Genomic DNA, 19,293 nt, shown 5'->3' on the forward strand with positions numbered 1-19,293 from the left:
ATATACATTTCCCGCTGCATCTGCCGTAATACCCACAGGTTCCGTACTTGTACCTATAGTGACGGGGTTCCCCCCGCCCGCTGGAATTTTTTTATCGTAGTTTTCCCTTGCTCAATAAAATACATGTTTTTTGAGGCATCTAATACGAATCCTTCTACACGCACACCGGATAACAGGGTAGTAACCGGCCCGCCGTCAGCCGGAATTTCCTTTATAGCCGTATTTAAGAAGTCGTTGATGTAAATATCACCCAAAGCATCCATTGCTAATCCGGTGGGCCAATAAAATCCGGAAGCTACAATCGATGTCGAGTTTCCGCCTGCTGGGATTTTTTTTACTTCATTATTAACCATGTCGCTTATAAACAAATTGTCGAGGCTGTCGACCATCATGCCGGATATGATATCAAACCCCGTAGCGATGGTAACCGGTGCCTTGACCGGTACTATTCCACCTGTATTTGATGGTATAACAGGGGTAATTGCTGTGCCGACCGCGTATCCTTTCAGATTGGTATAACTAATATTGGGTTTTGCAGGCAGATTTACGGTTAATCGGAGTGAGGCTGACGAACTGCCTTTGTCGGTATTGGCTGTGATTATATAATCTGTGGCAGGGACGTTTAAATAGGGTGTACCACTTATAATTCCGGTATGCTTGTCTAAAATTAAGCCCGGCGGCAGTGCTTTATTGACAGAATAAACACCAGGATAAATTTTTGGATTACGCTTGTTGGGCCGGAACTGCCGACGTAAATATTGCCTTTTTTGTCAACCGTTATCGTATGGGGATTCGCAATATCCGAACTGAAGCTGACTGGAATTCCACCGCCGAAGGGAATTTCTTTTATTAAATTGCTGTTAAGCGCAGTATAAAATATATTACCCTGCAAATCAGCTGCGATATCCAGCGGGTTATGAAGTGGGATTACGGCGGTGATATTCAGCATCTCGTACAGGTTGCTATTGTTGGCTCCGGAAAGAAAATACCCATTTCCCTGGCCGTCCGCCGTCATTGCGGTAGGTTTACAACCATTGCATTGAAAATTGACGGTACCTGGAATACTAAATGTATTGCTCCCATCGCTTATAAATAAATCGCCGGCGGGATCAACAGCCATCGCAGTGAGCCCGCCCAATCCTGAGGCAACAGTAACAACCCCGCCGCCTGCAAGAAGTTTATATATGGCGTGAGTACCTTTATCCGCAACATACACGTTTCCTGCCTCATCAACGCCTACGCCGATTGGTTGACTGAACCCTGAACCAACGCTCACCGGCGGCCCTCCCGCAGCAGGGATCTTTTTCACGCCCTGCACAAGATCCACAAAATAAACATTTCCTGCGGTATCAACAGCCAGTGCGGCAGGTGTAAAAGCGCCGGAAGCAAGGGTAATAGAGGTAGCGATAGCTCCCCCGGTATTTGACGGAACAAGCGGGGATATGGCTGTACCAACAGTATAAGTTTGCGGCGTTGCATAGCTGATCACAGGCGCCTGCGCAAATAATTCAACTGGCAACAACACTGCAAAACATAAAATGACCGCCATTGCGGCTAAATGCCTCAATTGTTTTGCGGAAAGAGCTGTGCTAAGGAAAGGATAAAGTTTTTTCACGGTACTATCATTTAGTATTATATGATCTAAACAAGGTTTATAATAAAACACCTTTAACTGGAAACAACAGAAAATGCCTGAATTAAAGGGGAATCTCCAGGCGCTTTAAACTGTCAAATTTAATCCACTAAGGTTATTAATAGCTGGTTTTTGTTTTATGGAGGGTGTAATTTATAAACCTATACGAAATTATTGAATAACAACGGATTAAACAAAAATATAAGACACATTATCATTTGATGCTCATCATATGTTGCTTTCAACTGCGAAAAAGCTTGCGACTTTCAAAACAATATATTCTATTGTTTTGAAAGAATTATTAAGGTTGGGGATTATAGGGGACAAAAAAAGCACCCCCCTATCAATAAGGGACTGCTTTCATATAAACTGTTTATTATCTCTTAAGGATGCAGATTAGCTAATACAATAAATATCCCGCAGGAATATGCTTTTGAATTTATTTGTTATCCGCATCGTCATCGGCAGCCTTTTTACCCACCATGGCCAGCACAGGCTTACCGATCACTTTGTATGTGCCTTCGCCTTTTAAGATGGATGCCACCATTTGCTTGTCCTGCATCACTTTTACGGCCTGGGCAAGCTCTTTATCATATTTAAAATTAGTTTCGTAACGGCCCTTTTCAAAATAATAGCGCGACACGATCTCGTTCTCCAGCACTTGTTTTATTTCATCTTTATGCAGTTGTAAATCATTTTTTTTGCTGGCATCCATTTTGGTCTTTAAGGCGTCATATTCACTTTGAATGGCTGTAAATTGTTTTTCTTTGGTAGCCTCTTTTTTCAGGTCGGCCAATAACTTTTCAGATCCTGTGTTATAGCTGTAATTTTTATCGTCCAGGTACTTCACAAATTCAGCGTAATCAGCATCAGATAAACTGAAAGTACGCGGGTCATTCAGGCTCGAATGGGTGTCGCGGTAGCGGGTAGCGTAATCAAATATCAGCAGTTTGCCCACAAGCGCCTCCGTTACATTAGCAAAATGATCCTGTTTGATAAAAATATCCGGGTAAATGCCGCTGCCATCATAAACAGAGCGCCCGTCTTTGGTTTTATATTCATGGATCAGCGAGTCGGCAACCTTCAATACAGTGCCGTCATCCTTGCGGTGCGTATAATCAATCGCCTGTATGCAACGGCCAGAGGGGACATAGTATTTGGCAATAGTGATCTTCACCAAACTGTTGTAGGGCAAATTGAAGGTTTGCTGAACCAGTCCTTTGCCATAGCTTCGCTGGCCGATGATAATGGCCCGGTCAAGATCCTGCAACGACCCGGCAACAATTTCGGATGCGGAAGCTGAATGGCTGTTAACCAGTACAACTAATGGCAAATCGGGTTCCATTGGCGTCCCGGTAGTTTTGTAGGTGAAATTTTTTTCTTTTATTTTTCCTATCTGCGATACGATTTCAACATCTTTGGGGACAAACAGGTTCACTATTTTCACGGCTTCCTGTAAAATACCGCCTCCGTTGGAGCGGAGGTCAAGGATAATGCCGTTGGGGTTATTCTTTTTTAGCTGGGATAGCGCATTCGTAACTTCGTCGGCAGAGTTCTCCAGGAATTTATCCAGTTTAATATAACCCATATTGCCGTCAACCATGCCATAATAGGAAACATTGGGCTGTTTGATTTCGTCACGTACCAGCGTTTTATCAAAAACCGGAGCAGATCCGCGCCGTACGCTCAATTTTATGGTGGCGCCTTTTGCGCCTTTCAGAAGAATACCTACCTGATCGTTATTTTTACCTTCAAGTACAATATCATTAATTTTAACCAATTCGTCGCCTGGCCTTATGTCAGCCTTTTGGGCAGGGAAGCCCTCAAACACGTCCGATACATATACTTTACTCTTTCGTGCAAATATTCCGGCGCCGATACCGCCGTATTGTGTGCTCACATAATGCAGTTTATAATCTTCTATTTCGGATTCGGGGACGAACTCCGTATAAGGGTCGAGACCATCCAGCATGGCATCAACACCTGTTTTTATCATTTTTTCGGAGTTGATATCGTCAACGTAGTTAATATTGACCTCTTTGTATACAGAAGCGAACACATCCAGGTTTTTTGAGATCTGGAAAAGATCATCCTTAAAACTCCAGGTAGCTACCGCAAGCGTTAATATCCCGCCAAAAAAAATTTGCTTTCTGTATTTTTTAAATAGCACTTTTCCCTTATTCATCTTCAAATTTAAAATATAAAACTACAAAAAACCCCGGAGATCTTTAACTGGCGCCTATTGATTTACAGCCTGTTATTATCAATATTTACTAACGCCTTTTTAAGGGTAAATAGTACATAATTCCTGTCGCGGTGTACCAATTCCATTATTTTAGTGATCAGGCTGTCTTCCTGGCCCTCTGTATATTGCAATTGTTCGTCAGTCAGGTGGTTGTATTTCCTTTGAAGTTTAATTTTTACACGTTCCCAATCCTTGTTGGTGATGCTTATCTCGGCCATTGTTAAATTATTTTTAGCAAAAATATAAAAATACAAGCGGGTTACGCTCAAAAATTTGGCAAGGCTATTGTTTATTGAAAGTAATTATTAAACCAGGTTGCCCTTTGGCAATCAAATAATCAAAGCTATGCCATCAAACAGGGCTTAACCTGCGCATGGCATAGGATTAATAACTTAATAACATACTATGAAAAAAGTTCTTTTAAGTACGGCCTTACTGATCGCGGTATGCATCAGCGCGAAGGCGCAATTCTCCCTGGGAATTAAAGGTGGTGTAAATTATTCAACCATCAACTCCGACAATTTAAAAAGCTCGAGTGTTGCCGGCTACCAGGCAGGTTTGTTTGCAAGGATAGGCACCGGCCTTTACCTGCAACCCGAAGTTTATGTGAGCAGCACCGGCGGCCATTTTCAATCAAATGACAATGCCTACAGCGGCAACGTAAAATTCACCAATTTAAATGTGCCATTATTGGTGGGTTACAAATTTGGCCCCAGCAATTTAAACTTCAGGGTAATGGCAGGCCCTATTTACACCTCGGTGTTAAGCAGGGACGAAAGTTTATCGCAAAACTTTAGTACTGCTTACAATGATTTTGGGCATTACCGCAACAGTACGCTGGGCTACCAGGCCGGCTTTGGCGTTGATATTGGCGCCATTACTGCAGATTTGCGTTACGAAGGAAACCTTACCGATGTAAACCCCGATTTTGGGCAACGACAAAATTTATGGGCCCTGAGCGTCGGCTTTAAGATCCTCTAAGTTTGGCGACAGTATTGTAACCCGTTTGAAATAAGAAGTTCCGGCATTTACGCCGGGACTTTTTTTTGGCCCTATAACCAGCCCTTACTAAAAAAGCACCCTTATGCGTTGGAGCCACACATTTATTATTTGCAATAAATAAATATCTTTAGGCGATGAATTGATAAAACAGAATGTCTTCAAATTTTATTTGTTTATTGTAATTTATTTAATAGCAGGCCGTTAACCAAAAAAATAGCATACCATTAAGTTAAGCTGGCTTGATTGATCCGGAACGAAACCAAAAAAATCACTTATCTATAATCGTACACTTATTATTCACAAAAATTTTAGCCAATATGAAAAAGATCCTATTAAGTACGGCATTCCTGGTAACAGTTTGTATCAGCGCTAAAGCACAGTTTTCCCTTGGGATAAAAGGAGGCGTTAATTTTTCAAGTATCAGTGCGAACGATGTCAGTTCGTCCACTGTTACAGGCTACCAGGCTGGCGCATTTGCACGAATAGGTAAAAGCTGGTATCTGCAGCCCGAACTTTATGTAAATGGCACCGGTGGACAATTCAGCAGCGCCAGCGGCACCGGAAAAGTAACCTTTACCAATATAAACTTCCCCCTGCTGCTGGGAAAATCATTTGGAACCACTGATTTAAACTTCAGGTTGCTTGCCGGGCCTGTTTTAGTAGGTGTGATGAGCAAGAATGAAAGTTTTTCCGACGGTTTTAATGCTACCTTTAAGGATTTCAGCTTTTATAAGCCTCATAATTACGGCTACCAGGTGGGTGCAGGCGTTGATTTCGGGAGTATTACTGCTGACTTGCGTTACCAGGGGGTATTGATAAAATAAACCCCAAATACGGACAGGTGCAGAACATTTGGGCCTTGAGCATAGGGTATAAGATCCTTTAGTGCTACTTTAAATAATGCATAAGCAGTAAATGTTGAATAAACTGGCAGTATAAAAAAAGTCCCGGCGATGAACCAGGACTTTTTTTATTTGTCAAACTAACAAATAAAAACCCTATATATAAGCAAAGCCCCTGATGGGCAGGGGCCTTTGCTAACCAATTATAAACCTAAATTATGAGAAGAGCTGTAGGAGAAGGGGTCGAACCTTCAAGAAGTGGTTATTCTTATTGCTAAGAGTTTCCCATGATCTTCGCCACCGGGACAAGGAGGTGTGTCTGCCTAAAATTTCACCATCCTACATTCTGTTTAGTCCTAAGTCTGGAGTCCTTAGTCTTAAGTAAAAATCTGACTTCAGACTTTCGACTCAGGACTTTCGACTTAGTACTAGCTGTTGGGGAAGGATTCGAACCTTCACAGAGTGGTTAGCCCGCTTCGGGTTTTCCATATTCTCCGCCACCGGGACAAGGAGGTGTGTCTGCCTAAAATTTCACCACCCAACATTGTGTATTATTAAAAAGAACGATCGGCTTTTGTCATTGGCTTGATACAAATCTAACAGGACTATCTATTTGTTGCAAATATTTCAATAGAATATTTGTATTTTTATCAGATTTTAATTATTCTTGTATATAAATAAAATTTTCCGAATTTATGTCCCACAGAAAAGCTCAAAATTTAGAAATTGATAATCTCGACATACAGATTTTATCAATATTAATGAAAAATGCGACCACTCCGTACACTGAGATTGCTAAAGAGTTGATCGTTTCCGGCGGAACTATACACGTGAGGATGAAAAAGTTGGAAGAAATGGGTGTGATAAAGGGTGCCAGTTTGGAGGTAGATCCTCAAAAATTAGGGTATGATATCACCGCTTTCCTGGGCATTTTCCTGGAAAAAGGCTCACAATATAATGATGCCGTAAAGCAGTTGAAGACCGTAAAAGAGATCGTCGAGCTCCATTACACTACCGGCAGCTACAGCATTTTCGCCAAAATTGTGTGCCATGACACAACTCATTTGCGTGAAGTTTTGAATGAACAAATCCAGGGTGTTAAAGGCATCCAGCGGACTGAAACTTTCATTTCACTGGAAGAAAGTATCCGCAGGCAGATCACTTTGGAGTAAAAAACAAATAATCTTGAGACTTACGAAGTTTTAGAAACTTCGTAAGTCTGTGGGAGTTTACCTGAATTTATCTTTCAAAGCAGCCAGTTTAATTTGCAGGTCGCTCTCTGGCTGCGGTGCCGGTTTTTTATTAAATACGGGTTTTTGCGCCGGTCGTTGTTCGCGCGAAGGCTCTCTTCTTTCCCTTTCGGCAGGTTTTGGCTCATTCTCTTTCATAGATAATGCAATGCGCTTGCGGTTAATATCCACGTCAGTTACGGTAACTTCCACTTTTTGGGCAACCTTTAATATTTCGTTGGCATCCTTAATAAACCGGTTGGTTATCTGGCTTAGGTGCACCAGCCCATCCTGGTGAACGCCGATATCCACAAAAGCGCCGAAATTGGTGATATTGGTGACGATGCCCGGCAGTTTCATGCCGACTTTTAAATCGTTTATAGAATTTACCCCTTCTGTAAAACTGAAAGCCTCAAACTGTTCGCGTGGGTCGCGGCCGGGTTTGGCCAATTCGGCCATAATATCATTCAGGGTAGGCAAGCCTACTGTTTCTGAGGTGTATTTTAACAATGGAATGCTTTTACGCAGCTTATCATCACCCATCAATTCTTTAACGGAACACTTCAGGTCTTTGGCCATCTGCTCTACCAAAGCATATCTTTCCGGGTGTACAGCGCTGGTATCCAGTGGGTTTTCCGCGTGATGGATCCTCAGGAAACCTGCTGCCTGTTCAAAAGCTTTATCGCCTAAACGCGGCACTTTTTTCAACTGGTCGCGGCGTTTAAATGCACCGTTCTGGTTGCGGTATTCTACAATATTTTGTGCCAGCTGCGGGCCAAGACCCGATACATAGGCTAATATTTGTTTTGATGCGGTGTTTAATTCAACCCCAACAGCGTTTACGCAACTCATTACGGTATCATCCAACGAGGTTTGGAGTTTGGTTTGATCCACGTCGTGCTGGTACTGGCCCACACCGATAGATTTTGGGTCGATTTTTACCAGTTCAGCCAGCGGGTCCATTAACCTGCGGCCGATAGATACTGCGCCTCTTACCGTAATATCCTGTTCCGGAAATTCTTCTCTTGCCACATCCGACGCTGAATATATAGACGCCCCGCTTTCATTTACCATCACGATGGCAGCGTTGGGCAGGTTGAGGTTGCGGATGAAAACTTCCGTTTCCCTTCCTGCGGTACCATTACCTATCGCGATAGCCTCAATGTTATATTTTTCGAACAAATGTTTGGTGGTTTTTTCTGCCTCACGGGCCTGGCCCGGGCCGGTGTGCGGGAAAATGGCGGTATATTCAAGCAGTTTCCCTTGTTCATCCAAACAAACCACTTTGCAGCCCGTACGGAAACCGGGGTCTATCGCCATGGTACGTTTTTGACCCAGCGGCGCGCCTAATAAAAGCTGGCGTGCATTTTCTGCAAATACCCTTATCGCTTCTTCATCTGCCTTCTTTTTGGTAAACAAACGCACCTCAGTTTCCATAGATGGTTTCAGCAGGCGTTTATAGCCATCAGTTATAGCTTGTTTTACCTGGTCGGCACTGGTATTGTTGCCGGTAACAAAGGCTTTCTCGAGCAGGTCGATCGCCTCATCTTCTTCAGGTTTCAGGTCCAACCATAATATTTCTTCTTTTTCGCCACGGCGCATGGCTAATATGCGATGCGAGGGAACGGTTTTTACAGGTTCGGTCCAATCGAAATAATCTTTATACTTAATCCCCGCTTCTTCTTTGCCCTCCACAACTTTCGATTGGAAAACCCCTTTTTCAATAAACAGGTTCCGCATCCGGGTACGCACTTCCGCATTTTCGCTGATGAATTCGGCAAGGATATCCCTGGCGCCTGCCAGTGCTTCCTCCAGGCTTTTTACGCCTTTTTCTTCATCAATATATTTAGCGGCTTCAGCTTCCACATCAATCCTTTTTTGCTCCATCAGCAGGTCGGCCAGGGGCTGTAAGCCTTTTTCGCGGGCGGTAGTGGCACGCGTTTTTCTTTTAGGGCGGTACGGCAAATAGATATCCTCCAGGGCCACCATCGTTTCGGCAGCATTGATCTGCGTCTCCAGTTCAGGCGTCAGTTTACCCATTTCAGTGAGCGATTTAAGGATAGCTTCACGACGTTTATCCAGGTCGCGCAATTGCTGTATGCGGTCGCGGATGGCGGTTACCTGCACCTCGTCCAAAGTACCTGTCAGTTCCTTGCGGTAACGCGAAATAAAGGGGACCGTAGCGCCTTCATCCAATAAATCAACGGTTGCGCTTACCTGCTTTTCGGCTATAGATAACTCGGAAGCGATCTTTTTGTAATGGGTATTCATAATCAAATTTGGACTGCGAAGTTGAGCAGAATTGGGGGAATATTCAAGGGGAGGTTATCAACAAAAAAGGAATTTTAATTCTCCGGGCAATTAAACGACTCCGGCTCATTATGGCTTAATTTTAATAACCTATTTTCCATTAAGTAATTCCTCCACTCTTTTGCGCGTTCTAAAGAATTGCAGCCATTCATATTAGCAGAATTGCAAAGTTTACACGGAAAACCAAGAGTGGTTTTAAAATTTAACTCTAGTAATTTAATCAGCAAATAAACCTCGTTATCACGGGTTGCTCCACCTCCGCCAACAAAAGCATTAGCTGCATCAAACTTTAACATCTCATAGATCTTATCGTAGTTTATGGATTGATTTTCATTTTTATACATTATCCCAGCCTTTTCAAGGTAGTACGCATACATTTCGCATTCATTGTGCGTGCCGTAGTAGTCCAAAAAGTCCTTTCTTATAACCGGATCACTAAAGTCGCAATTGAAAAAGCCAAAGTCTCGATCCATAAAAGTGTATTTATCATCATTCCTTTTAAATGAATAGTTTTCAATAAGCTTTAAGGCAACGCCCACCTGATTGTAGTTAATTTTGGAAAGCAATGTTGAAACCTTTTCATCCCGATCCCAGGAATCTATCTTCAGATGCATCAATTGCGGCAGCTTCTTTTCAAAATCATTAACGACGGTATCATAGTTACCCCCGTTATATTTTTTGAGGCAACTTTAAAAGGCTGTATTCGTTCGCCTATTTTGATAGCTTTTGTCACTTGAAAGTTAATATCCTGATCTGAAGAAACATTTAGCTTAAGCATGTTTAACGTTGCCGAATCAGCATTAATAAACTTATTGAGATAATTATTGCATATCCCAATTATTCCTAGCCTCTCAAACAGGATTGATTTTTTGAGATAGAGATCTAATTGCTTTTTGTCGTTGACGATTTTGCTCCAATTTTTTGAATAGAAGGCGTCAAGTATCCTGCCTGCGGAATAAGAAAGGTCGTCCGATTGTTCATAAACCAAAAACCAGTATTCATATGCGGTGATATTATTTAATGACAATGTATTGATCAGTTTATTTTCGAGTTGATAACGTTGAGGAAAGGATACTTTGCTATTCAGTCTGTTACAATTGTCCAGAACTTCGGGGCCACCTTCAAAATCGATATTATTATTTTTGCAATAGGCGGTTAAGGTAACCATCTGTTTCAGAAAACGAAAGGGAAAAATTGGCAAAACCCAATTGTGATCCATGTCGGCTTTGTCAAACTCATCTGCTAATTTTTGTACTCTTTCAACGTCCCCGGTTGTCAGTTTTAAAAATGCATTTAAAGCAACCGAGTCAACTTTTGAACTTAACAGTTGAAAACAAACACGTTCCTTTTCGATAGGTTCAACCTTAATGTTGGAGGCGTAAAATCTACCTGCTTTTTCATTCCATTTATAAAAAGGATAGTTTTTTGCAAAATAGATCAATAAATTAAGCTTGGATACGGGGTCGTAGTCTTTATCAATATGAAAAGTAATTTTTTGATATTCATTATCAACGCCGGTTTCGGTTCCGGTTAAAAGATCAAGCAAATCGATATAATTCTTTGCATCTGATTGATAGTTATCAAAACGATTCCTGTCTTTAAATAGTTCTGCTGCAATTTTAAAAAGCGCATAAGAGTTTTTACTGCTGATTAATTGATCGATATTGTTTTTTTTAACCCATGGTAAATTTAACAAGGCGCTTGCACTCTCTTTTAATTTAGTTTTTTCTGTTACTGATAGCTCTTGAATCTCATAACTAACATTTCTGTTCTTCAGTGGCGTTATCAGGAACGCGCCCGCATCGCTGGAAAAGTTGATCCGCTTTTTGTTTTTTCATAGAAAGATGAAAAAGATTTCCCGGTGATTTTATTGCTGATTACTATTTCAGTATTCAAAAAGATACAATTTTCAATTATCAGCCTTTGAGCGATTTGTCGTTCTTCAGTTTCCAGTATATGGTATCCCAAATATTCAGTCAGCTTCTCTGTGCTGTCCAAGTAGGGTGCTATTTTTAACAGTGCCGTTTTGTCACCACTTATCAAACCAATTCTGATATGGTCCAACGCACTTCCTTTAAATTCAGGGGACAGTTTTATACCTTCCTCTTTGACAATGCGTTTCACAACAGCGCGAGAAATACTATCGCGATCATTGTTTTGGCTAAATGAACAATTCCATGTTATAATAAAAAAGGATAAAATTAGTAAAGGCTTCAAAGCGAATAGGTTTGTTTGAAATTTCAAGGATCAGAATCAATCATAAATATAGCAATAAATTAATAACGGGCGTTTAACCTTTAATACTGCAGTTTTGTGAATGTGAATTTGAGAGTTAGTAAGGTGCATCTTTTATAAATCCGATTGGGTTTCAATTAAATCTCCCTATCTTGCTGTACCAATAACACCCAACCCAGTGTCATCAATATTTGTAATCGGCAGCTCCAATACGGATATGGTTATCCGGTCGGAGAAATTACCTGCGCCGGGAGAAACTATCCTTGGCGGCGAATTTTTAATGACTGCCGGCGGCAAAGGCGCGAATCAGGCTGTTGCGGCTGCCAAACTTGGCGGCAAAGTGACCTTTGCCTGTAAGGTAGGCGATGATATTTTTGGCAGGCAGGCCGTGCAGGGTTTTAAAGATGTAGGTGTCAATACGGATTTTATCTGTGCCGATCCCGTTCATCCTTCCGGCGTAGCCCTTATTTTGGTGGATGTTAATGGCGAAAACAGCATCGCCGTAGCGCCCGGCGCCAACGGAAACCTGCAACCGGTTGATCTTGAAACAGTAATCGAACAAATAAAACCCGGCGATATTGTTTTGATCCAGCTGGAGATCCCCATCCAAACGGTAGCCTATGCGATTGAACAGTGCCACCATAAAGGCGCGAGGGTTATTTTAAACCCGGCCCCCGCCTGCGTGTTGGACGATGCAATTTTTAAATATGTACATACCATCACCCCAAATGAAACTGAAGCTGAATTGCTAACCGGCATAAAAGTTACCGGTCAGCAAAGCGCGGCAGCAGCGGCAGCTATATTAATGACTAAAGGCGTAAAAAATGTGATCATCACCCTGGGCGCTAAAGGGGCCTATCATCATGATAATCTATTGAATAAGATCATCCCATCACCGACGGTAACGGCCATTGACAGCACCGCCGCCGGAGATGTGTTTAACGGCGCATTGGCTGTAGCGCTTACCGAAAACATTAGTCCGGAAGACGCGGTTGCCTTTGCCTGCAAAGCAGCGGCTATTTCGGTAACCAGGATGGGGGCACAGGCCTCGGCGCCGATGAGGAGTGAATTGTAATATTTCCTCAACTTCCCGGGTTTTAGCATCAGCGTAAGACCATTTTTTCAGAGACACACTTACATTCATAAATTTTTCAATTTCGCCCGTTAACGCATAAATCAACCCAAACCTTATCTTTCCACAACGTTAAATCATTGTAAATTACATGTTTTGCCTTTTTGGGACATAGGATATGGCACTTCCCAACAGCGTGTGGAAAACTACAAATTGCAGGGGACTTTTATGACTGATAGATTTGAGTAAAACGCTCTTTAGTTTTTTTTAAATTATTTTCTGATCATTAAATTTCTACGGATATGGGAGGCGAACTCTACAAAAATACACATGCTGAGAACACAGGCGGGTTGAAGGTAAACAGGCATTTTACCAGGGATAGTATCAACGTTTTCGATCAATTTAAATATGAGATGCGCGCCTCCGTGATCCGGAACCCTTCAGGCGATGCTGTATTTGAAATGAATGATGTAGAAGTTCCGGCTTCGTGGTCGCAGGTGGCAACAGATATCCTTGCCCAAAAATATTTCCGTAAAGCCGGCGTTCCATTGGCTGACGGCTCAACCGGATCCGAAAAAAGCATTAAACAGGTTGCCCACCGCATGGCACATTGCTGGAAAGACTGGGGAATGCGCTACGGCTACTTCGCTTCAGCAAAAGATGCCGACATATTTTACGACGAAATTGTTTATACCATTACCGGGCAGCTGGCTGCGCCAAACTCGCCGCAGTGGTTCAATACAGGGCTTTACAGTTCCTATAATATCAGCGGGAAACCGCAGGGTCATTATTTTGTTGACCCGACTACCAAAAAATTAAGTAAATCCACATCTGCATACGAGCGCCCGCAGCCGCATGCCTGTTTTATCCTCTCCGTTGAGGATGACCTGGTAAACGAAGGCGGTGTGATGGACCTTTGGGTTCGCGAAGCGCGGATTTTTAAATATGGTTCAGGCGTAGGCACGAACTTCTCCAAAATCCGCGGCGAAAGTGAAAAATTATCAGGCGGCGGTTATTCTTCCGGCTTAATGTCGTTCCTTAAAATAGGCGACCGCGCAGCCGGGGCCATCAAATCTGGCGGTACTACCCGCAGGGCGGCTAAAATGGTTTGCCTTGATTTGGACCACCCGGAAATTGAAAGCTTTGTGAACTGGAAGGTAGAAGAGGAGAAAAAAGTGGCGGCTTTAATCGCCGCCGGCTATTCTTCTGATTACGAAGGCGAGGCTTACCGAACCGTATCCGGTCAAAACTCCAATAATTCGGTTCGCATCCCCAATAACTTTTTTAAAGCATTAAAAAACGAAACTAACTGGGATTTAACCAGCCGCATGACCGGCAAACCTGTTAAAACTATACCCGCACAAAAGCTTTGGGATGATATTGCTTTTGCCGCCTGGGCCTGTGCCGATCCCGGCGTACAGTTTGACAGCACCATTAACGAGTGGCATACCTGCCCTGAAGGCGGTCGCATCAACGCGTCAAACCCATGCTCTGAATACATGTTTTTGGATAATACAGCCTGTAACCTGGCTTCCATTAACCTGGCACACTTTTTTGATAAAGAAACCCGCGTGTTTGATGTAAAAGGCTTTGAGCACACCTGCCGCATCTGGACCATCGTGTTAGAGATTTCCGTATTGATGGCACAGTTTCCTGCAAAAGAAGTGGCGCAGCTATCCTATGATTACCGCACCCTTGGTTTAGGCTATGCCAACCTTGGTTCGGCCTTAATGGTGAATGGCATCCCTTACGACAGCAAAAAGGCACGTGCCATTGCTGCGGCCATCACCGCTATCATGACTGGCACCGCTTACGCTACTTCCGCCGAAATGGCAAGAGAATTAGGCCCGTTTGCCCGTTACGAAGATAATAAACAGCACATGCTGCGTGTAATGCGCAACCACCGCTACGCGGCGTATAACTCGACAGATAATTTTGACGGGTTGGAGATCCACCCTCCGGGCATCGACCAGATCCAATGCCCTGATTATTTACTATCAGCTGCCTGCAACTCATGGGATAAAGCAGTAGAAATGGGCGAAAAATACGGCTACCGCAACGCGCAAACTACCGTTATTGCCCCAACAGGCACTATCGGTTTGGTGATGGATTGCGATACCACCGGTATTGAGCCTGATTTTGCGCTGGTTAAATTTAAAAAACTATCCGGCGGCGGTTATTTTAAGATCATTAACCAGGCAGTACCCGAAGCATTGAGCAACCTGGGCTATGCCGAACATGAGGTTACTGCTATCATCAATTACGCCAAAGGCGCAGCCACCTTAAAAGGGGCGCCGCATATCAATTTCGACAGCCTGAAATCAAAAGGCCTGAGTGATGATGAATTAGAAAAACTTGATAAAGGTATCGTTTCGGCTTTCGAGATCAGTTTTGCATTTAATATCTGGTCGATGGGCGAAGAATGTTTGAAACGCCTTGGCTTTACCGCCGAACAATACAATGCGCCTGATTTCAACGTGCTGCGGGGCCTGGGCTTCAGCAACAAACAGATTGCGGAAGCAAATGAATACATCTGCGGCACCATGACCATTGAGGGCGCCCCATACCTGAAAAGAGAACATTACCCGATATTTGATTGCGCCAATAAATGCGGAGCCAAAGGCGAACGCTATATCCATTCGCATGGCCACATTAAAATGATGGCAGCGGCACAGCCTTTTCTGTCGGGCGCTATCTCCAAAACCATTAACCTGCCTAATGAAGCGAAGGTTGATGAGATCAAAGATTGCTACGAACTGTCATGGCGCCTGGGCTTGAAAGCCAACGCGCTTTACCGCGACGGTTGTAAATTGTCGCAGCCATTGTCTACCAAATCGGATGTAAAAGAAGATAAAGAAGAAGTTTCGGAAGACAAACTGGAAACGGTTGAAGAGGTATTAGGCAAAGCAGCCAATGTAAAGCTAAGCGACCTTACCCCCGACCAGGTGCTGGAAGCAGCCATGGCGATTATGGAGAAATCAAAAGATACCGCCTTTATGCGCCAGCTGAGCCGCGTGGTGCAAAAGAAAGTGCTGCCATTTAAACGCCGCGGCTACACCCAAAAAGCTATTATTGACGGGCAAACCGTTTATGTACGCACTGGCGAATATGAAGACGGCACTTTGGGCGAGATCTTTGTGGATATGCACAAAGAGGGCGCAACCTTCCGCTCGCTGATGAACTGCTTTGCCATCGCTGTTTCGGTGGGCCTGCAGTATGGCGTACCGCTGGAAGAATATGTGGAGAAATTTACCTTTACCCGTTTTGAACCTGCCGGGATGGTGGTTGGCCATGCCAATATTAAAAGCGCGACCAGTATCATCGACTATATCTTCAGGATGCTGGGTTACGAATACCAGGACCGCACCGACCTGGTGCATGTAATTACCGAACAAAACGGCATTACCGGCAACCCGCAGATGATTGATGACGATGTGAATACCGATGAAACGAATGTTTATCATCCGGCAGAAAAACCGGCAATGACGGAACAAAAGATCAGCATAAAAAAACAATACAGTGTTGATATTACCATGGGCGTACAAAGTGATGCCCCGGCATGCAATACCTGCGGGCATACTACCGTACGCTCAGGAACTTGTTACAAGTGTTTAAACTGCGGCAATTCGATGGGATGCAGCTAGATAATTATTGAATTGGTGAGTTAGTGAATTATTGAGTGGGATTGGTTGATGAGTGATGAATTTGTGAAATGATAATTTAGTGAGAAGAGGATTGGTGAGAAACATACAGTACAACTATAAAGGTTATACCTGCTTAGCGGCAGGGGCCAGCGGTGATGAAACGAGACAGGCAATGACTAAATGACGCAATGACCCAATGACCTTTTAACGATTCGGCGTTTTGTGTTCAGTTTTATAGTTTAATTTTAGTGAGTCCCGGGAGTAGTGCACCGGGACTTTTTTTATGGATTTGCGTTGTTTGTTTATTTTCAAATATATTATCAGTACCGGACAACGGAAGGAAGAGCGTTTAACTACAATATAAAGTAAATAAAAAATGCGCTCCGGATCTCACACCGGAACGCACTTTACATCATTGTTAAACGATGTAATACAACTAAATCTCAGGTCCCATGTCCCCTGATCACCCAAGTTCTTTATTTAGCATTACCGGTAGTATTACAGGCAAATAAAATTTCATTTGTGTTGATTGGTGTCCAGCTTTTAATTGGGGTTATAACATGAACCCAACTCCTCATTGGCCGAATTAACATTCAAATTGTAAACGTTTAACGACCATATATTGCCGGTTTTAATATCGGCTAAATACAAATCGTAACCGCCTTTGGTGCCGGTGCGGGTACTCGACAGGAAAACATATTCGTCATTACACGGATAAGGATCAGAATAATTGGCCGAAGGCTCATTAAACGGCAAATACTGGGCTATTTTACTTTTATCATAAAATCCCCTGAAGATCTGGTCGTTTGCGCTGGTTGCACTTAAGCCGCCGGTATATAAAAATGATACACTATCCTTGCCTATCGGGTAGTACTCCTGTATGTTTGGTAACGATGCTTCGGTTTTGGTACTGACGCCGCTTTTATCTACCAGGTAAATATCCGAACCTGCCCCTCCACCTTCCGCATACAATATCTTACTGTCATCGTAAATATAATACGGCATTGATTCTTCGCCGCTGCCGCTGGTAATGGTCCGGGTAATATTTCCGCTCAAATCCATTTCGGCCAGGTGCCCGTTGTGCTTAAATACAATGCGGGTGCCGCTGTTTGAAAACTTGGGGTCCTCGTCCCGCGACGAAGCGCCCAAAGCAGCCGTAAGGTTCACCGGTTGTGCGGCCGAATTTACCGGCCACAAATACACATCCCAGTTACCTGTTACTTTATCGGTCCCCATAAAAACAATATACTTCCCATCGGGGCTAAAATCGGCATTCATGCAGTTGTCGATATGCCAGCCGGTATTTAACTGTGTTAAAACACCGGTCGAAAAATCTAGTATAAACAGCTTTGAATCGTTACAGTTATAGCACGAATAACTATGAAAAACCAACCTGCCTTTGAGGGCAGGTGGTTTTTGTTGGCTAACAGGGGTTGATCCGTTAGAATTATTTCCCAAATTGTTTTTACTGCACGAAAATAACAGTACCAAAAACATGGCAACAACTACATTTATCATATAGGCCATCCTGTTATTATTAGCCTGCTTCATATTAATAACCAGGGTTTTGCACTAAATTGGGGTTATTGTTGATCTCTGTAAGCGGCAACGGCATTAACCAGTGGTTTTTATCACAAGTGTAAACAATAGGGATAGGGGCACTTGGCACACCGTTGTTACAGGTGTATTTAACCTCTTTTAAGTTAGCCATCACAGTGGTGGCCACACCCAGGCGGGTTAAGTCATCCCAGCGTTGCGCTTCAAAAGCCAGTTCCAGCCTTCTTTCATTTAGTATCGCTGTAGTAAGGGCTGCTTGTGTGCTGGCTGTAGTATTAGGTAAACCCACGCGGTTCCTGATTTTATTTAACAGCGATATGGCCTCTGCGGTATTACCCAGTTGGTTATCGGCTTCAGCCTGCAGCAGGATGATATCATCCAAACGCAGCAGGTAAAAGTGGTCACCGCTCGACCATCCATTCGGATGTTTTTGTTTGTAAGCAAACGGGGTTGGTTTGGTTGGGTCCTGGCAAGGGTTCCAGTTTTCATCAGCCCAGGCTATAGGGTTACCGTTAACATCTTTGGTAACAAATAAAACGCTGGCGTTTTCTCTAACTGTGTCACCTTCGGCAACAAATGCGTTTACCAGGTCATGCGCCGGAACGCCGTATTTTTGCCAGCCATCTTCGGGGGCTAAAAACAGTTCGACACCCCAGCTTGCATTCGGCCCGCCGGCGGTGAAAGGGATTTCAAGGATCGATTCTGAATTAAAATAGTGGCTGCCATCAAACAGGCTGCTATAACTGGATACCAGCGAGTAGCCTGCCGGGCTGTTAACCACATCTTTACAATAGGTTAGCACCTTGTTGTAATCCCTGTCGCTTCTTTGTGCCCATATTTTTGCCAGCAATGCATATGCGGCGCCTTTGGTGGCACGCACCTTGTTTACCGAAGGGTCGCTGCCATAGCTGTCAGGCAAATTGGCAACGGCCACCTGCAAATCAGCATTGATCTGGTCATAAACCTGTGTTTCAGTTGAACGAGGTTTACGGGTAACTTTAGGGTCTGCCGTGTTTGACTCCAGTTCGATAGGAACGCCCCCCCATGTTTTTACCAACTGGTAATAATGGAAGGCCCTTAAAAAACTGGCTTCGCCAATGATCTGCGCTTTGCGGTCGGCCGCTAAGCCACTTGCACCGTTTATATTGGCTAATAAAAGGTTACAATGTGCTATACCCTGGTACAGCTGCCCCCAGTCGGCATACATGTGGCTGTTACTCGCCGGCATCGTAAACTGATCTTCTTCAACAAAGGTGGCTTCGCCGCCGCCGCCGGGATAGGCGTTATCGGATCTGTTATCGCTCAGCATTACATTTTCCCACTGGTAATAATCGCTGCCCATAAATATCTGGTAACAACCGGCTATGGCATTCTCAATATCCTGCGCCGAGTTGTAGGCGTTACCCGTGGTAAGACTTGTTTGGGGGGTGGTATCTAAAAATTTCCGGCACGATCCCATTGCAACAGCAAAAAGGAGCGTTATTAAAAATATCGTTTTCTTTTTCATGATCTTACAATAATAAG

16 protein-coding genes, 1 tRNA gene and 1 pseudogene are annotated in these 19,293 nt (G+C 43.6%); 6 read left to right on the forward strand and 12 right to left on the reverse strand.

The window, feature by feature from the left end; genetic code table 11:
- Window positions 1-53: 53 nt before the first annotated feature.
- Complete coding sequence (locus MgSA37_RS29260; protein ID WP_232010731.1) at window positions 54-353, reverse strand: NHL repeat-containing protein; 300 nt, start codon at window positions 351-353, stop codon at window positions 54-56.
- Between MgSA37_RS29260 and MgSA37_RS29265 the strand changes: the two genes are divergently transcribed.
- A complete protein-coding gene (locus MgSA37_RS29265) occupies window positions 352-519 on the forward strand; it encodes a hypothetical protein (protein WP_232010732.1) in 168 nt (55 codons plus the stop codon). The genes MgSA37_RS29260 and MgSA37_RS29265 overlap by 2 nt on opposite strands.
- Before the next feature lie 83 nt (window positions 520-602).
- Here MgSA37_RS29265 and MgSA37_RS29820 read toward each other — a convergent pair.
- The 4 genes and pseudogenes from MgSA37_RS29820 to MgSA37_RS25810 form a co-directional block, all read right to left on the reverse strand.
- A pseudogene (locus tag MgSA37_RS29820) lies at window positions 603-716 on the reverse strand (putative Ig domain-containing protein); the annotation flags it as partial.
- On the reverse strand, window positions 668-1,615 hold the full coding sequence (locus tag MgSA37_RS25800) for an NHL repeat-containing protein (RefSeq protein ID WP_157750745.1): 948 nt from the start codon (window positions 1,613-1,615) through the stop codon (window positions 668-670). The pseudogene MgSA37_RS29820 and the gene MgSA37_RS25800, both read right to left, overlap by 49 nt.
- Before the next feature lie 457 nt (window positions 1,616-2,072).
- Window positions 2,073-3,818, reverse strand: coding sequence for a S41 family peptidase (locus MgSA37_RS25805; protein ID WP_096356408.1), 1,746 nt, complete (start codon window positions 3,816-3,818; stop codon window positions 2,073-2,075).
- Window positions 3,819-3,880: 62 nt separating this feature from the next.
- Window positions 3,881-4,096, reverse strand: a complete 216-nt coding sequence (locus MgSA37_RS25810) for a CsbD family protein (RefSeq protein WP_096357752.1) — start codon at window positions 4,094-4,096, stop codon at window positions 3,881-3,883.
- A 187-nt stretch (window positions 4,097-4,283) separates the two neighbouring features.
- On the opposite strand from MgSA37_RS25810, the gene MgSA37_RS25815 reads away from it, so the two are divergent.
- Window positions 4,284-4,859 (forward strand): porin family protein, encoded by a 576-nt coding sequence (locus MgSA37_RS25815; RefSeq protein WP_096356410.1) that lies wholly within the window; start codon window positions 4,284-4,286, stop codon window positions 4,857-4,859.
- A 338-nt stretch (window positions 4,860-5,197) separates the two neighbouring features.
- On the forward strand, window positions 5,198-5,704 hold the full coding sequence (locus tag MgSA37_RS25820; protein ID WP_096356412.1) for a porin family protein: 507 nt from the start codon (window positions 5,198-5,200) through the stop codon (window positions 5,702-5,704).
- Between the two features lie 450 nt (window positions 5,705-6,154).
- Here MgSA37_RS25820 and MgSA37_RS28465 read toward each other — a convergent pair.
- Window positions 6,155-6,266, reverse strand: a tRNA-Asp gene (locus MgSA37_RS28465).
- Window positions 6,267-6,417: 151 nt separating this feature from the next.
- Between MgSA37_RS28465 and MgSA37_RS25825 the strand changes: the two genes are divergently transcribed.
- Window positions 6,418-6,894 carry an Lrp/AsnC ligand binding domain-containing protein gene (locus MgSA37_RS25825; RefSeq protein ID WP_096356414.1) on the forward strand — a complete coding sequence of 159 codons (477 nt, stop codon included), beginning with the start codon at window positions 6,418-6,420 and terminating at the stop codon, window positions 6,892-6,894.
- Window positions 6,895-6,951: 57 nt separating this feature from the next.
- Here the strand turns inward: MgSA37_RS25825 and MgSA37_RS25830 are convergent, their stop codons facing one another.
- The 4 genes from MgSA37_RS25830 to MgSA37_RS25845 all read right to left on the reverse strand — a co-directional run bounded on the left by MgSA37_RS25830 (window position 6,952) and on the right by MgSA37_RS25845 (window position 11,478).
- Window positions 6,952-9,222, reverse strand: coding sequence for a Tex family protein (locus tag MgSA37_RS25830; RefSeq protein ID WP_096356416.1), 2,271 nt, complete (start codon window positions 9,220-9,222; stop codon window positions 6,952-6,954).
- Between the two features lie 74 nt (window positions 9,223-9,296).
- Window positions 9,297-9,875: a hypothetical protein gene (locus MgSA37_RS25835; RefSeq protein ID WP_096356417.1), complete on the reverse strand. Its 579-nt coding sequence runs from the start codon at window positions 9,873-9,875 to the stop codon at window positions 9,297-9,299.
- Entirely contained in the window at window positions 9,875-10,957 is a 1,083-nt protein-coding gene (locus tag MgSA37_RS25840; protein WP_096356419.1) for a hypothetical protein, read from the reverse strand. The genes MgSA37_RS25835 and MgSA37_RS25840 overlap by 1 nt, the downstream gene beginning before the upstream one ends.
- An 89-nt stretch (window positions 10,958-11,046) precedes the next feature.
- Window positions 11,047-11,478 carry a hypothetical protein gene (locus MgSA37_RS25845; RefSeq protein ID WP_157750746.1) on the reverse strand — a complete coding sequence of 144 codons (432 nt, stop codon included), beginning with the start codon at window positions 11,476-11,478 and terminating at the stop codon, window positions 11,047-11,049.
- 196 nt (window positions 11,479-11,674) lie between these two features.
- Here MgSA37_RS25845 and rbsK point away from each other — a divergent pair, with 196 nt between their 5' ends.
- Together rbsK and MgSA37_RS25855 are read left to right on the forward strand one after the other, a co-directional pair.
- A complete protein-coding gene (gene rbsK / locus MgSA37_RS25850; RefSeq protein WP_197706045.1) occupies window positions 11,675-12,571 on the forward strand; it encodes a ribokinase in 897 nt (298 codons plus the stop codon).
- Between the two features lie 299 nt (window positions 12,572-12,870).
- Window positions 12,871-16,212: a vitamin B12-dependent ribonucleotide reductase gene (locus MgSA37_RS25855; RefSeq protein ID WP_096356425.1), complete on the forward strand. Its 3,342-nt coding sequence runs from the start codon at window positions 12,871-12,873 to the stop codon at window positions 16,210-16,212.
- Between the two features lie 543 nt (window positions 16,213-16,755).
- On the opposite strand, the gene MgSA37_RS25860 is transcribed toward MgSA37_RS25855, so the two are convergent.
- Both MgSA37_RS25860 and MgSA37_RS25865 read right to left on the reverse strand, forming a co-directional pair.
- Window positions 16,756-17,763, reverse strand: coding sequence for a TolB-like translocation protein (locus tag MgSA37_RS25860; protein ID WP_096356427.1), 1,008 nt, complete (start codon window positions 17,761-17,763; stop codon window positions 16,756-16,758).
- Window position 17,764: 1 nt separating this feature from the next.
- Complete coding sequence (locus MgSA37_RS25865) at window positions 17,765-19,276, reverse strand: RagB/SusD family nutrient uptake outer membrane protein (protein ID WP_096356428.1); 1,512 nt, start codon at window positions 19,274-19,276, stop codon at window positions 17,765-17,767.
- Window positions 19,277-19,293: the final 17 nt, after the last annotated feature.

The organism is Mucilaginibacter gotjawali, from assembly GCF_002355435.1.
Classification (GTDB): Bacteria; Bacteroidota; Bacteroidia; order Sphingobacteriales; family Sphingobacteriaceae; genus Mucilaginibacter; species Mucilaginibacter gotjawali.